Below are 15,759 nucleotides of genomic sequence, written 5' to 3' on the forward strand. Positions count from 1 at the left end.
ATATACGCAAGGTGAACGGATGAAGAAGGCTATTTTTACACTCGCTATTGGCGATAACCCAATGTATCGCGCTGCCATTGCCAGCTTTAAAGCTTATGGTAAAAGAATTGGGGCTGATGTCATCGTTTCAGATCAACTGCATTATAAAATTCATGTCAGTAACCCTAAATTTGATGCCAGCCCGGCATGGTCTGAAAAGCTATATATTTCAGAGATACTCAAAGAATATGATCGAGTACTGTATCTAGATGCAGATATTATCGTGACGCCATGGGCGCGAGATATATTTGAACTCTATTCTGACCTTGATACGGTTTATATGTTCAATGAAGGGGCTCATCGCGATCGCGGTGAGCAAGCGGTGCAAATTAATAATATCTTAGGCGAGGTCGACTGGCCAAAAGAAGACAATAAAATAGTTTATTACAACTCTGGGATGTTTTTGCTATCTAAAGAAACCGGACTATTTGATAAAGCCAATATTGAAGAAATGCAGGCCATTTGTAACAACGTTAAATTTTACGACCAAACCTATATTAACTATCTCATCAGGAGAGATAATATAAAAAGCATAGGTGTGGAAGCTAACTTTAATCGTATGCAGCTTTTAGGACATGATGATTATCAAAAAGCAGATTTCATTCATTATTCAGGTAGAGGTTACCGCCAAGATATCCCGATGAGAGAATTGAAATACATCATCGATTTCTGCGATATGTTCAACGATACATTAACAAATGAACAAATTCTTGAGTATAAAAAACAAGCTTGGAATTGGTACATACTCAAACAACATCGAAAAACAAAGTTACCTGTAGCACTTTTGAGTGCGATATTTGGTTTATTCCGTGGCAAGTATAAATATTAAATCCTAATTCAGATAATGACAGCTCGCTTCAAGGCGAGCTTTTTACTGCTTAATGAATTGATCAAACTGAGCCTTTACCTGATCAACTTCTATCATCACCATTAAATGCTCACCTTTAGCACGCGTGCCCCACTTAACAGGAGCATCAAATTGCTTGGCTATCACTTGTGGGTAAACACTTACGGTGTATTGACGATAAAGGTAAGGTCCTGTTCGTCCTGGGTTTGAGTGAGCATATAGACCAATCACTGGCGTACCTTGAGTGACAGCCATATGCAAGGGTCCAGTATCAGGTGCCAGCACTAACTTGGCTTGTTTTAACACTGCAAGCAGCTGAGTCAAAGATGTCTTGCCTACTTGGTTGTCCAATGGCTGTTGGCTATGCGATTGAATCACATCCGCTAGGTTTTTTTCTAACGCTGTTGGGCCGCCGCACAACATTACTCTAAATCCCTGCATAATAGCATAATCAGCAACGGCAGCGTAACGCTCTGGCAGCCAGTTGCGTTCGGCCTTACTGGCTGCTGCGCAAATCACCATGACTTTATCATCGCCCACCAGTTGTTTGGCAAAGTCGGTGTCGGCTTGTGGTACAGGGATATTCCAGCGTGGCGTTAAGTCTTCTACACCAATGGCTTTAGCAAAGCCCATAAAACCGTCTAACACATGCGGTGTGGCCAAGGGCTCAACGGCGTGATTGGTCACCAACCACTGACCTTCTTTGGCTCTAGCCTTATCAAACCCGACCCGAACCCGCGCCTTGATCACTAATGAGGCTATGGTCGCACGAAGTGCAACTTGCATATGCAGCAGCACATCAAAACGTTGACCTTGTAAATCACGACGTAACTGAACATAGCTACGCCAGCCCTTGGACTTGTCGAAAATAACAAACTGGATCCCAGGCAAATGCTTAAGTAATTGATATTCAACCTTACCAATAATCCACGTAATACTCAGGTCTGGATACTGTTTTTGAATAGCCTGCACCATTGCTACTGCGTGGCAAACATCACCAATGGCAGACAAACGCAGTAAACATAATGAACGTATCGCACTAAAGTCAGCTTTCATTGATTATCCAATATGCTTGAGTGAAGAATTAAGGCGGTGAAGGCAAGTTAGTGATCTTAAGGTATAATGTTATTTCGATCCACAATCTAACCAATGCTATTGATAATTAGATGCAAATAAAAAATACCCAACTTGGCCATATCGCATGGTGTGAAACCACAGCCCAGCACTTAGCATCGCAAGACTTCGCGGTTGATGGTTGGCGAGAAAAAAATGCAGTGGTGGGTCAGTCCAAAGGCCGTTACACCACATGGTTCGTCAAAACCGATAACTCGGACAGCCCGCAAACATGGGTGTTACGCCATTATTGGCGCGGTGGGATGATGGAAAAATTCAGCCGTGACGCCTACTTCTATACCGGCCTAAAACGAACCCGTGCTGTGGCAGAGTTAGCGATCCTTGAAGTTTTGTATCAAGAAGGATTTGCGGTACCACGCCCTATTGCGGCGAATGTTGAACGTTTTGGTTTATGGTATCGAGCCGATATTATTATTGAACATGTTGTTGGTGCAAACGATTTAGTGGCTTACTTAAGCCATAACTCAATGACAGAATCTCAATGGTATTTACTAGGCGAAACCATTGCCAAATTTCATCAGCGTGGGGTATATCACGCCGATTTAAATGCCAAAAACATCTTACTAGCACACGGAAAATTCTATTTGATTGATTTTGATCGAGGCGAATTACGTACACCACAGCCTACATGGCAACAAGCCAATCTAGACCGCTTGCTACGTTCTTTTAACAAAGAGCACGGTAAACTGACTACGCTGCAATTTAGCCAGCAGCATTGGCAGCAATTACTTGCCGGTTACCAAAGCATCAACCCAATCTAAAGCTAACTCTGGTATGGAGTAGTGATAAAAATAGACGCTAACTTGCGTCTATTTTTATACGTTTTTGTTCAGATGGCTGGCAGCAAAATGTTAAACGACAAGCTCATTAATGAGTGTGAATTGCTTTAAAAGTGCGCCCCGATTTTGCTCAACGACCGCCAAGCCTGCAAAGGACGCGGATTGATACATATGGCTATCGGTAAACTTATTTTGTAATTCTTGCGCCAATTCATCCGCTGAGCTAATACAGGTCAATGCGCCAGCATCGGCAAGTAACTGGGTTATTTCAACAAAATCCCAATGATTGGGACCGACATACACAGGTAGGCCCATGGCCGCAGGTTCAAGCGGATTATGACCACCGTTATTAATCAATGTCCCGCCAACAAATGCCTGATCCGCTGTACCATATAGCATGACTAACTCCCCCATAGTGTCACCAAGTAATACTTGAGTCTGGCTGTTAACCTCATCATTCATACTGCGTCTAGCTAACACCAATCCAGATTGGGTAATGGTAATAGCGGCTAAATTAAATTGCTCAGGATGTCGGGGCGCCATAATCAATAATGCATTAGGGAAACAAGCTAGAAGCTGTTTATGGGCGCTTAAAATGGCCTCAAACTCACCGGGGTGAACACTCCCTGCAACCCAAATAGGTGAATTAACCCGATCCCATTGGGCACGAAGCGTATTAGCTTGTTGTTTTTTGATGGGATCAATAGTGAGATCAAACTTTAAACTGCCGCACACATGTATGCGCTGAGTTGCCACTCCTAGGGTAATAAATCGTTCTGCTTCAGCTTTAGTTTGTACGGTAATCAAGTTGAGTTTGTTTAACATCGGCACAGCCAAACGGCGCTTTTTAGCGTATTTATTAGCGGACTTTTGCGACAAGCGTGCATTGGCTAAAATCAGAATCACTTGTTGCTGCTCTGCAAAGTGGACCAAGTTTGGCCACAGCTCAGTCTCCATGATAATGCACACTTTGGGTTGCAGTTGGCGTAAAAAACGTTTTATAGCATATGAAAAATCAAACGGTAAATAGCAATGCTGTACCGTATCGCCAAATGCTTTAGTCACTTCAGAAGACCCTGTTGGGCTGGTTGTAGTAACGGTAAAAGCATAATCTGGGTGCGCAGTCATCAGCTGCTTAATCAACGGAATCGCCGCTAACGTTTCTCCCATCGACACACTGTGGATCAACACATCCGTTTTGGTTAACTTAGCAAAACCGAAACGTTCAGACCAACGGCTACGATAGTCGACACTTTTTATGGCACGAAATGCTAAATAAAGAATCACCAGCGGAAACAACAAATATAGGAACAAAGAATAAACAATACGGTTCATGTAAGATGGGTCATCGATTTTTGCTTGTCAGATAAGCACAATGTTAACATACTCATATTAAGTCGGCTTAACGAATTATTTGAGCGACAATAAGCCAATAATGAATATGGAAATCACATGAAAACCCGCGATAAAATCATTTTTGCCAGCTTAGAACTATTCAATGAACACGGTGAGCGTAGTATTACCACCAACCATATTGCAGCGCATTTAGGCATTAGTCCGGGCAATTTGTACTACCACTTTCGCAATAAGGAAGACATTATTAATTCAATTTTCAGTCTATATGAAAGTCATTTAGAGTCAGGCTTTAAGCCTTATGATGATGTGCCTATTACGATTGAATTATTAATGGGTTATTTTGATGCCATGTTCTATACCTTATGGCAGTTTAGGTTTATGTATGCCAACTTAGCCGATATTTTAAGCCGTGATGATGCGCTAAAGAAACGCTACTTACATGCTCAACAACAAGTACTGACTCGCTCAAGTGATGTACTGCGCAAACTCAAAAAAGACGGTTTCCTAGACGTCGATGATAATAAAGTAACCGCGCTTGCCGACACCATTAAAATGATGGTCAGTTTCTGGATTAGCTATCAATTAACTCAATCGAGTACATCAACCATCACTAAAGCCACGCTATACGATGGACTATTAAGAGTCTTGATGATTTTTCAGGCTTACTCTACTCCCACTTCAAGCGCAACATTTTGTCGTTTAGAGCAACACTACTTAGACATAGCCAGCCAAGAACGCCATAGCGTCGCGCAAACATAAGCTAAGTATTTCGTTTACCTCGCATCGATTACAGAATTTCCAATCCGCCAATAACCAACTACAATTGAATCAGTTATTAGCGGATTAACTTAGGGTTATCACCCGCCTTTCATATCCAGTCACCAACCATGTTAATGATTAGTTTTTTTAATGTGAATAAGTCGATACCCCTAATCTAACTCATGTTGGTCTGACGACTAAAAAAAACGCTGTAGAGCGGCAAAAATAAAGGTTAGAATGCCAATAACTCCAAAACACCCTGTCATTTATCGCGGTGTTTTACTGCGTGATTTGGATAAGCATAATAACCATATTTAGGAGAACACAGGTGGCATCTACCTCTTTTTACGACCGAATTAATCAGCAAATTGTCGATGTAAAAGCCGATGGTTTATACAAAAGTGAGCGCGTCATTGCTTCCGCTCAGCAAACAGCTATTCAAGTTAACAGTGAAGAAGTGATTAACTTCTGCGCCAATAACTATTTAGGTTTAGCCAATCATCCTGAACTTATCAAAGCCGCAAAAGCCGGTTTAGACAGTCACGGTTTTGGTATGGCATCGGTACGATTCATTTGTGGTACTCAAGACATTCATAAGCAATTAGAAGCTAGCCTAAGTGCTTTTTTAGGTATGGAAGACACCATTTTGTACTCGTCTTGCTTCGACGCTAATGCGGGTCTTTTTGAAACCTTATTAGATGCCGAGGACGCTATTGTGTCCGACGCGCTAAACCATGCTTCAATTATTGATGGTGTGCGTTTATGTAAAGCTAAACGTTTCCGTTATGCCAACAATGACATGGCCGACTTAGAAACTCAGCTCATTGCAGCTCAAGCTGCTGGTGCACGCAACATTTTGATCGCCACTGACGGTGTGTTCTCAATGGACGGCGTAATCGCTAACCTTCAAGGTGTGTGTGATCTCGCAGATAAGTACGGCGCATTGGTGATGGTCGATGACTCTCATGCAGTAGGCTTTATCGGTCAAAATGGTCGTGGAACCCATGAATACTGTAATGTCATGGATCGTGTCGACATTATTACCGGTACCTTAGGTAAAGCATTAGGCGGCGCATCGGGTGGTTTTACTGCAGCGAAAAAAGAAGTCGTTGAGTGGTTACGTCAACGCTCTCGCCCTTACCTATTTTCAAACTCATTAGCGCCTTCTATTGTTAGTGCGTCTATCCGGGTGCTTGAAATGCTAAAAACAGGTCAAGACTTGCGTGAAGCAGTATGGGAAAACAGTCGTTATTTCCGTGAGCAAATGTCTGCGGTTGGGTTCACCTTAGGTGGTGCAGACCATGCCATTATTCCAGTCATGATTGGCGATGCTAAATTGGCCGGCGACTTTGCTAACCGTTTATTACAAGAGCATATTTACGTAGTTGGCTTTTCATTCCCAGTGGTACCAAAAGGCCAAGCGCGTATTCGTACCCAAATGTCTGCTGCGCACACTCGCGAGCAACTTGATCATGCTATCGGTGCCTTTACCCGTATTGGTAAAGATATGGGCATTATCTAAGCTAACTTGACTAATAAAAGCATAGGTTAATAGAAGCATAGATTAATAACAGCATCGCGTAACAGTGGTTAACGATAGCTCAGACTAAAAATAGGTCATCAACATGAAAGCATTAAGTAAGTTAAAGCCTGAAGAAGGCATCTGGATGGTCGATGCACCAAAACCAGAAATGGGTCACAACGACCTGCTAATTAAAATTCGTAAAACAGCGATTTGTGGTACTGACGTGCATATCTACAACTGGGATGAATGGTCACAAAAAACCATTCCAGTTCCGATGATTGCCGGCCATGAATATGTCGGCGAAGTGGTCGATGTTGGCCAGGAAGTACGTGGGTTTAGTATTGGCGATCGTGTATCTGGAGAAGGTCACATCACTTGTGGTTATTGTCGTAACTGTCGTGCTGGTCGTACCCACTTATGCCGTAACACTTCAGGCGTTGGTGTGAATCGTGACGGTGCGTTTGCCGAATATTTAGTGTTACCAGCGTTTAACGCATTCAAAATCCCTGCGGATATTCCAGATGATTTAGCGGCTATATTCGATCCATTTGGTAATGCTGTACATACTGCATTATCGTTTGATTTAGTCGGCGAAGATGTGTTGATTACCGGTGCGGGTCCTATTGGTATTATGGCTGCTGCGGTTTGTAAACACGTCGGCGCTCGTCATGTTGTGATTACTGATGTAAATGAATACCGACTTGATCTTGCCCGAAAAATGGGTGCGACTCGCGCGGTTAACGTCGCAACAGAAAACCTTAAAGATGTTATGAAAGAACTTGGCATGACAGAAGGCTTCGACGTCGGTTTAGAAATGTCAGGCGTACCATCGGCATTCCACGCGATGTTAGACACCATGAACCACGGTGGTAAAATTGCCATGTTAGGTATTCCTGGTGGCGAAATGGCCATTGATTGGAGCAAAATCATTTTTAAAGGGTTGATCATCAAAGGTATTTATGGCCGTGAAATGTTCGAAACTTGGTACAAAATGGCAAGCTTAATCCAATCTGGCTTAGACTTGTCACCCATCATTACTCATCACTTTAGTATTGATGATTTCCAGAAAGGCTTCGATGCAATGCGTTCAGGTCAGTCAGGTAAAGTTATATTGAACTGGGATTAAGCTTTACTGTCTCAGTATTGTGGCTTAATGAGTCAGTACACCAACAAGGGGTTGTATTTATACAACCCCTTGTTGCAAACTGGCGCTAAGCACATCGCTATTTGTACATTTTTATAGGTAATATCATGTCTGGTTTTAAACATTTGTCTATTAATGAGCTTATCCATATGTCGACTGAATCTAACGACATACAAGTTGTTGATATTCGCGACGCAGCGAGTTTTGCTGCTGGCCATATTGAAGGTGCGACCCATTTAAGCAACGAAAACCTAGCTGACTTCATTGGTGGTGCTGATATGGACAAGCCTGTAGTTGTTGTCTGCTACCATGGAATGAGCAGCCAAAGCGCAGCCAGTTATTTAAACGAACAAGGTTTTGACGACATCTACAGTTTAGATGGTGGTTATAGTGCCTGGAGCTTGGCTCACGCATGATAGAAATCGGCCAACTACCTAATGCGCGTGCAGCACAAGCATTTATTGACCACCTCAAAGGGTTAAATATTCAATGCCATGCAGTGACTCATTCTCAGGGTGTTGGCCTAATAATCACTAACCCCGCCGACGAAAACCAAGCTCGCGCCGAGTTAATTGAGTTTGCTAAAAATCCATACGATAGTAAATACTTGCAAGCCTCTTGGGACAACGGTGCAACAGATACCAAATTTGACTATGGCCCAGGAACTAAAGGCTTAATTCAACAGTTTATGACAGGCGCAGGCCCACTGACATTAGTGTGCTTTTTTGCTTGTGTTGCCATTTTCGCGGGCATGAACCTTGGTTTTGCCGATGCCATCTTCACTAAGTTATCTTTTTTTAGCGCCGTTGCAGACAGTGATGTAAACCAAGTGTGGCGCGTATTCACCCCAAGTTTAATGCACTTTTCTGCTATGCATATTATCTTTAATTTGCTGTGGTGGTGGTACTTAGGCGGTAAAATTGAAACCAATTTGGGGACTAGACCGTTACTGTTTTTATTAGTTGTCGCGGGCACTTTGCCTAATATTGTGCAGTTTTACATGACAGGGCCTAATTTTGGTGGCTTGTCTGGCGTCGTATACGCTGTGGTAGGTTACACTTGGCTAATGGGTATTCGTAAACCTAGCTGCGGTATTAGTTTGCCGCAATCTTATATGGGATTTATGCTCGTTTGGTTGGTTCTCGGCTTTACTGATGTGTTAGGCATGCCAATTGCGAATGGCGCCCACATTGCAGGGCTTTGTGTTGGGTTAGCCCAAGCATTATTTGATAGTAGAACCTCACCTACCACTAAAACCAGCTAACTATAAATAAAAATGCCACTTTAGGTAGCACTCTTTTTATCATTAATCCGCTCATATTCACAATGCATCTCAGCCCAAATCGCTAAGCCATTTCGAGTACTTTATCAACCAACTTCTCAATGCCAATATGTGCCTCTAAAATTGACGTTGCTAGCATATACGCAGGTGTACTGACGATTTTATTGACTTCATCAACGACAATATCTTCAACTTGCACATTTTTATGCTTACCGCCCATTTCAGTAAATGCATGAGCCGTCTCAGAATCGGTTCCAATTGTGCCTATAGCGCCTGCGCCGTAAATATGAGGGATCATCACCGGTGAAATACACACAAAACCGACAGGTTTATGCGCTAACGCAAACTCACGAATAAAGTTTTCTACAATTGGCTGAATATGGCAATTACTGCCTGTGGTTGCAAAATTGGATAAGTTTTTAGCCGCACCAAAACCACCAGGGATCACCAAACCATCAAATTGACTTACCTCTAATGTACTGGCATTAAGCACTTCCCCACGAGCGATCCGTGCAGACTCAACTAATACATTACGGGTTTCGTCGGTGTTGACCTCACCGGTTAAATGATTCACCACATGCATTTGGGTAATATCTGGAGCAAAGCATTGATATTGAGCACCCGCTCGCGTAATCGCCAATAGGGTTAATACAGCCTCGTGAATTTCAGTTCCATCAAATACACCACAGCCACTCAGTAAAACAGCAATCTTTTTCATGACATCTTCCTTCAACTTTTAATTGATAATGTAAAATTTACAACAAAAAACCAACAAAACGATTGATCTGATTAAAAATCGTGCTAACTTAGAACGTCGAATTTGCTAGATGCCTTTTTTTTAGTCATAAAACATCACTGAATTCGATTGTGACTTAACTGACATCAATAAAAAAGTCCACAAATTAGTAATATTTATTAGAAATAATATTTAGCTCACAAAAAATAAAAAAGAACATATAACTCAACTAGTTACTGATTTCATTTCAAGCCGTAAGAAAATCTATCCAGCAACGTTGATTAATTCACTCACAGACTTATCCACAGGCTGAGAGTCTTTTGGCGTGGCTGATTGTTGGCTTTTCTCTATAAAATTGCCCAAAAAACCTCACTGGATACACAACGAGTCAAACGTTACGATTATTGACACTATCTTGGGTAAATAACTGACAATCTCACAAGCATCTTGAGGTGCTATGGGTATAATGTCATCCTATTAGTCTCGCAAAATACTGAACACGAATATTAATTATGCCAACAATTCCCAATAACCCGCTCATCTTAGTTGATGGCTCATCTTATCTTTATCGCGCTTATTATGCGCCGCCTCATTTAACCAATTCAAAAGGTGAAGCAACAGGCGCGGTTTACGGTGTTGTTAACATGCTTCGTAGTTTATTAAGCCGTTACAGTCCTAGTCATATCGCTGTTGTTTTCGATGCTAAAGGCAAAACTTTCCGCAACGATATGTACAGTGAATACAAAGCCCAGCGCCCACCTATGCCCGATGATCTGCGTAATCAAATAGAACCATTACATAGAATCATTCACGCAATGGGTTTACCTTTGATCAGCATTTCTGGTGTGGAAGCCGACGATGTAATCGGTACCATCGCCCTTCAAGCGAGTAAAGAAGGCCGGGCGACATTAATCAGTACCGGCGATAAAGACATGGCACAGCTAGTGAATGAGCATGTCACGTTAATCAATACCATGACAGATACCATTATGGGCCCTGAAGAGGTCAAAACGAAATATGGTGTCAGTCCCGATAGAATAATCGACTTCTTAGCACTCATGGGCGACAAGTCCGATAACATTCCAGGTTTACCTGGTGTCGGTGAGAAAACCGCGCTGGCGATGTTGCTTGGTGTAGGAAGTGTAGAAAATATTTTAGCCGATCCACAAAGCGTCGTTGAAGTTGGCTTTAGAGGCTCAAAAACCATGCCGGCTAAAATCATCGAAAATGCCGACATGTTAAAACTGTCATATGAACTGGCGACCATTAAAACCGATGTCGAGTTAGCACAAGACTGGCATCAAATGACGGTCAAGCCTCAAGACCGTGATGAACTCATTAAATCCTTCGGTGAAATGGAGTTCAAACGTTGGTTAGCGGAAGTACTCGATAATAAGCAACCCCGCGGTACCATCAGTCAAGAAAGCGAAGAAGAAATAACCGTATCGCCAACCATTGAAGCTGAGTATGAAACGATTCTGACCATGGAAGCGCTTGATAAATGGATTGAAAAGCTTAACAGCGCCGAACTGATAGCGATTGATACCGAAACCACCAGTCTCAACTACATGGAAGCGGAACTTGTCGGTTTATCATTTGCTACCGAAGCAGGTAAAGCAGCCTATTTACCGTTAGCACATGATTACCTTGATGCGCCGCAGCAAATTGATAAAGCCAGCGCGCTTGAAAAGTTGCGTCCGATCCTTGAAGGCGATAAACCGCAAAAAGTAGGTCAAAATCTCAAGTATGATATGAGTATTTTAGCCAACGCAGGCATTACCCTCAAAGGTATACGCTTTGACACCATGCTCGAATCCTATGTGTTTAATTCAATCGCATCGCGTCACGACATGGACGGTTTAGCGTTAAAATACCTTGGCCATAAAAATATTAGTTTTGAAGAAGTCGCTGGCAAAGGCGCAAAGCAACTGACGTTTAATCAAGTTCATTTGGATATTGCTGGGCCATACGCCGCTGAAGATGCCGATATCACTCTGCGTTTACATCAACATCTATGGCCAAGGCTTGAAAAAGAACCAGAACTGGCCAGTGTATTTAATGAGCTAGAATTACCATTAATACAAGTATTGTCTGATGTAGAGCGCCAAGGTGTATTGATTGATTCAATGCTACTTAGTCAACAAAGTGGTGAGTTAGCCAAAAAGCTTGATGATTTGGAAAATAAAGCCTACGAAATTGCCGAAGAAAAATTTAACCTCGCTTCACCAAAGCAACTACAAACGCTATTTTTTGAAAAACTAGGTTATCCAATAAAGAAGAAAACCCCTAAAGGTGCGCCATCAACAGCAGAAGATGTATTAGTGGAGCTGGCACTTGACTACCCTTTACCTAAAGTTATTCTTGAACATCGTAGCCTAGCCAAATTAAAGAGCACCTATACCGACAAACTGCCACTTATGGTTAATGCCGCTACTGGCAGAGTGCATACTAGTTACCACCAAGCTAATGCTGCAACCGGTCGTTTGTCATCAAGTGAGCCAAACTTACAGAATATTCCAATCCGTACTGAAGAAGGCCGTCGTATTCGCCAAGCCTTTATTGCCCCTGCCGGTCGTAAAATTTTAGCTGCCGATTATTCACAAATAGAACTGCGGATCATGGCTCATTTATCTCAAGATGCAGGCTTGCTAACCGCATTCGCAGAAGGCAAAGACATTCATAAAGCTACCGCAGCGGAAGTCTTTGGAGTGCACTTTGAAGAAGTTACCACCGAGCAACGTCGCCGCGCTAAAGCGGTTAACTTTGGCTTAATTTATGGAATGTCTGCGTTTGGTTTAGCCAAACAGCTCGATATTCCACGCAATGAAGCACAAAAGTATATCGACACGTATTTTGCTCGCTATCCAGGTGTACTCAAATACATGGAAGAAACCCGAGCCATCGCCGCTGAGCTAGGTTATGTATCTACATTATTCGGACGTCGTTTATACTTGCCTGAAATCAACGACCGTAATGCAATGCGTCGTCAGGCAGCTGAACGTGCAGCGATTAACGCTCCGATGCAAGGAACTGCAGCAGACATCATCAAAAAAGCCATGATAGCCATTCACCAGTGGATTAACCAAGACACTCAAGGTGAAATCACCCTGATAATGCAAGTACACGATGAATTAGTATTTGAAGTGGATGAGGCCCAGGCTGAAACCCTCAAAACCAAAGTGTGCGATTTAATGGCGCAAGCAGCGTCATTAGACGTGACATTATTAGCTGAGGCTGGCATTGGCGACAACTGGAATGAAGCCCATTAGTCATTGGCTTAGGTTATGTTTGCAAAATAAACGTCTGTAGCTAAAACAAAAATACCGTATTCATTAGAATGCGGTATTTTTATTTGGACATTGTAACTATGGCTAAACTGAAATGAACGCTTAGCGCAATAAATATCCTCACCACCTATGCATCCTCTATTACTCAACCTATGCCTCAATGACCAATTTAATGATATATAACCGACTAGTTCATCGTTCTAAGCGGCAAATAAAGACTATTTTGAGTTTGCAGTCACAGTTATTATATCTTTTTATGAAAAACAGTTTTTCATTTTAAGGCGAATAAGCTATTATATTCGTTGTAGGGTACAGAGGTTAAGATGTTCAATCTTTCAAACCTTTATTTCACTAGCGATAGTGACTAGCCAAATTCGGCGCCCCAGCAACTTAGGTTGCTGGGGCTTTTTTTTGATTTTTTTTCATCATTAAAAATATTTAGAGTAAATACTTTAATGTTGGTTAAAAAACAGTTATTATAGGTTTATTGAGAGTCATCAAATTGAGTTGATGGCACTTGAGTCTTGTTGAATTTAGCTTCTCCCCAAAAGAGCTAATTTATTTGTACCGATGGCCGTTTGGTTATCGGTTTTTTTTTGCTTAAAAATCGCCATTGTTACAACGTAGAAAACTCAGACGAAAAAAAACCGACATATTTGCCGGTTCTTAATTTTGCTAATCTTTTATATCACTCGACCGCTACTCTGGTGCCAACTCCGACTCCGACGCTTGCTCTGCCTTCTGCTCAGCTAACCATTCTGGATGACACCAATCATTTAAGATGCTCAACACTTTGGGCTTACCGGTGCCTTTTAGCGACGATAGTGTCTCAACTTGCACTTTATCACCAAAATCTTTTAAGGCTGCACGCACATCATTAACGGTTTTCATTTTGACGCTTTGAGTCAATTTATCCGATTTTGTTAGCAATGCTAATACAGGAATGTTGCTTAATACTGCCCACTCAATCATTTGCATATCGAGATCTTTCAATGGATGACGGATATCCATCAATACCACCACGCCACTTAAACAAGCACGCTTTTGTAGATATTCGCCAAGCGCCTCTTGCCATTTATGTTTTAATGCTAAAGGAACTTGCGCAAAACCATAGCCAGGTAAATCGACTAAACGACGATCATCATCTAGCTGAAACACGTTGATCAATTGGGTTCGACCTGGCGTTTTACTGGTTCGAGCTAAACTTTTTTGTTCAGTAAGCGCATTTAGCGCACTGGACTTACCGGCATTAGAGCGCCCAGCGAACGCAATCTCCACCCCGATATCCCCAGGAAGATACTGATCTAAATGCGCAATATCCGGCGCACTGATTAAAAACTTAGCCCTACGGAAATCGATACGAGATTCTGTCACTCTTAACTCCAATTAAATTACTTCTAGTAAACGCATTACCATAAATTTTTAACAATTGCTTACTTTTGCACATTTTCGTGTAAAATATTAGCCTGATCACATTATATACCCAAGCAACGCTGATATGTGTGATGTAGTCATAAATGATCTAGCTCTTCACGAGCATCGTAAACTACATCAGAGCGCTTGGAAAAAACATTTTACCACGCTTGCGGGTCTTCCTAGTAAGCTCAGGACAATAAATTAACTAGAAGTTGGAACGCCATGAAAAAGTTAGCTCTTGCGCTGTCTGTAGTCGCCGCTATGTCATCATCAGTTATGGCTGAAGGTAATGCTGAAGCAGGCAAAACTAAAGCAATCGTATGTTCTGCCTGTCACGGTGCTGACGGCAATAGCATGATTGATATGTATCCTAAATTAGCAGGACAACACCCTGCCTATCTTGAAAAACAATTAACCGAATTTCGTCTTGCTGCTAAAACCGGTGGTGCTGAAGGTCGCATGAACCCAATTATGATCGGTTTTGCAATGGGGCTCAGTGATGAAGACATCGCTGATGTTTCAGCATTCTTTGCAAGCCAAGTACAAGTTGTCGCCGATGTTGCCGACGTACCCGCAGCAGGTGAAAAACTGTATAAAGGCGGTGACGCCGCTCGTGGTATTACAGCATGTGTTGCCTGTCATGGTCCTGAAGGCAAAGGCGCAGCTGCTGCAGGCTTCCCTGTCGTGGGTGGTCAGCATGCTAACTATATCAAAATTCAGCTAACACAATTTCGTGATGGAGTTCGTCACAACGATTTAAATGGCATGATGCAAGATGTAGCTAAAAAATTATCTGATGCTGATATCGAAGCATTATCTAAATATATTTCAAGTATTAAGCACTAATACCCTTGAATATTTACTAATAAAAAAATGGGCTTTCTAGCCCTTTTTTTACGCCACCAAGTTGACGTTGACGTAAGCTTCATCGATTATTACTTGACAGTGTTCACACTTTTAGCGTTAAATACACCCCGTACCGAGGTAAACCCAACTGTTTGTAACATAAATCTAATAACATCAAGCAGGTTTCGGACTGATACATTTAAGATATAAGAATAAAGATAATTCATAATAATAATAATTTAAGACCACTCACTAATAATAATAATATGAGTCGAGATTTCATTTTGAAATACTGGTCGCAGAATTTGTAAGGAATAGACCGATTGGTCGACACGCTATTTAGCACTGCCTTACACAACAGAGTGACTGATAACCCAGAGTATTATTTGAAGGATTCAAATAATGGCAAACAAAGCTTATTGCTGAGGATGCACCCGCTGGAAGCTTTATCGCTCGAAGGTATAAAGTAACAAGGATGGTTAACTAATGTCATTGAAGACAATTAGGATAATGATGCGTCATTGAAGACCATCTACGGAAGCTGTAGTCAGGACGGCAACAGAATATAAAAAAGCGTCATTGATGACCAATAACAATTAAAAACGGCAT

13 protein-coding genes are annotated in these 15,759 nt (G+C 41.9%); 9 read left to right on the top strand and 4 right to left on the bottom strand.

The features are described 5' to 3' along the window. Positions 1 to 19 precede the first annotated feature (19 nt). A complete protein-coding gene (locus AAEY97_RS09315) occupies positions 20 to 868 on the top strand; it encodes a glycosyltransferase (RefSeq protein ID WP_192116210.1) in 849 nt (282 codons plus the stop codon). A gap of 42 nt (positions 869 to 910) precedes the next feature. On the opposite strand, the gene AAEY97_RS09320 is transcribed toward AAEY97_RS09315, so the two are convergent. Further along, positions 911 to 1,942, bottom strand: a complete 1,032-nt coding sequence (locus AAEY97_RS09320; RefSeq protein ID WP_350998322.1) for a glycosyltransferase family 9 protein — start codon at positions 1,940 to 1,942, stop codon at positions 911 to 913. A gap of 110 nt (positions 1,943 to 2,052) precedes the next feature. Between AAEY97_RS09320 and AAEY97_RS09325 the strand changes: the two genes are divergently transcribed. Beyond that, a complete protein-coding gene (locus AAEY97_RS09325; protein WP_182772062.1) occupies positions 2,053 to 2,781 on the top strand; it encodes a 3-deoxy-D-manno-octulosonic acid kinase in 729 nt (242 codons plus the stop codon). A gap of 90 nt (positions 2,782 to 2,871) precedes the next feature. Here AAEY97_RS09325 and waaA read toward each other — a convergent pair whose 3' ends face one another. Then, on the bottom strand, positions 2,872 to 4,134 hold the full coding sequence (gene waaA / locus AAEY97_RS09330) for a lipid IV(A) 3-deoxy-D-manno-octulosonic acid transferase (RefSeq protein ID WP_350998324.1): 1,263 nt from the start codon (positions 4,132 to 4,134) through the stop codon (positions 2,872 to 2,874). Between the two features lie 117 nt (positions 4,135 to 4,251). Between waaA and AAEY97_RS09335 the strand changes: the two genes are divergently transcribed. From AAEY97_RS09335 to glpG, 5 genes are all read left to right on the top strand, one after another. Further along, positions 4,252 to 4,914, top strand: a complete 663-nt coding sequence (locus AAEY97_RS09335) for a TetR/AcrR family transcriptional regulator (protein WP_059747035.1) — start codon at positions 4,252 to 4,254, stop codon at positions 4,912 to 4,914. 328 nt (positions 4,915 to 5,242) lie between these two features. After that, positions 5,243 to 6,436: a glycine C-acetyltransferase gene (locus AAEY97_RS09340; RefSeq protein WP_101088608.1), complete on the top strand. Its 1,194-nt coding sequence runs from the start codon at positions 5,243 to 5,245 to the stop codon at positions 6,434 to 6,436. Between the two features lie 103 nt (positions 6,437 to 6,539). Continuing rightward, positions 6,540 to 7,565 carry an L-threonine 3-dehydrogenase gene (gene tdh, locus AAEY97_RS09345; protein WP_101088609.1) on the top strand — a complete coding sequence of 342 codons (1,026 nt, stop codon included), beginning with the start codon at positions 6,540 to 6,542 and terminating at the stop codon, positions 7,563 to 7,565. 125 nt (positions 7,566 to 7,690) lie between these two features. Beyond that, complete coding sequence (glpE, locus tag AAEY97_RS09350; RefSeq protein WP_101088610.1) at positions 7,691 to 7,999, top strand: thiosulfate sulfurtransferase GlpE; 309 nt, start codon at positions 7,691 to 7,693, stop codon at positions 7,997 to 7,999. Then, a complete protein-coding gene (gene glpG, locus AAEY97_RS09355; protein WP_350998327.1) occupies positions 7,996 to 8,847 on the top strand; it encodes a rhomboid family intramembrane serine protease GlpG in 852 nt (283 codons plus the stop codon). The genes glpE and glpG overlap by 4 nt, the downstream gene beginning before the upstream one ends. Before the next feature lie 82 nt (positions 8,848 to 8,929). On the opposite strand, the gene elbB is transcribed toward glpG, so the two are convergent. Further along, positions 8,930 to 9,583 (bottom strand): isoprenoid biosynthesis glyoxalase ElbB, encoded by a 654-nt coding sequence (gene elbB / locus AAEY97_RS09360; protein WP_350998329.1) that lies wholly within the window; start codon positions 9,581 to 9,583, stop codon positions 8,930 to 8,932. A 530-nt stretch (positions 9,584 to 10,113) separates the two neighbouring features. On the opposite strand from elbB, the gene polA reads away from it, so the two are divergent. After that, complete coding sequence (gene polA, locus AAEY97_RS09365) at positions 10,114 to 12,870, top strand: DNA polymerase I (RefSeq protein WP_350998331.1); 2,757 nt, start codon at positions 10,114 to 10,116, stop codon at positions 12,868 to 12,870. 717 nt (positions 12,871 to 13,587) lie between these two features. Here polA and yihA read toward each other — a convergent pair. Next, positions 13,588 to 14,262 carry a ribosome biogenesis GTP-binding protein YihA/YsxC gene (gene yihA / locus AAEY97_RS09370; protein ID WP_101088614.1) on the bottom strand — a complete coding sequence of 225 codons (675 nt, stop codon included), beginning with the start codon at positions 14,260 to 14,262 and terminating at the stop codon, positions 13,588 to 13,590. A gap of 264 nt (positions 14,263 to 14,526) precedes the next feature. Here yihA and AAEY97_RS09375 point away from each other — a divergent pair, with 264 nt between their 5' ends. Beyond that, on the top strand, positions 14,527 to 15,150 hold the full coding sequence (locus AAEY97_RS09375) for a c-type cytochrome (protein ID WP_350998334.1): 624 nt from the start codon (positions 14,527 to 14,529) through the stop codon (positions 15,148 to 15,150). Positions 15,151 to 15,759: the final 609 nt, after the last annotated feature.

It is taken from the genome of Shewanella sp. TB7-MNA-CIBAN-0143 (assembly GCF_040310065.1).
Lineage (GTDB): Bacteria > Pseudomonadota > Gammaproteobacteria > Enterobacterales > Shewanellaceae > Shewanella.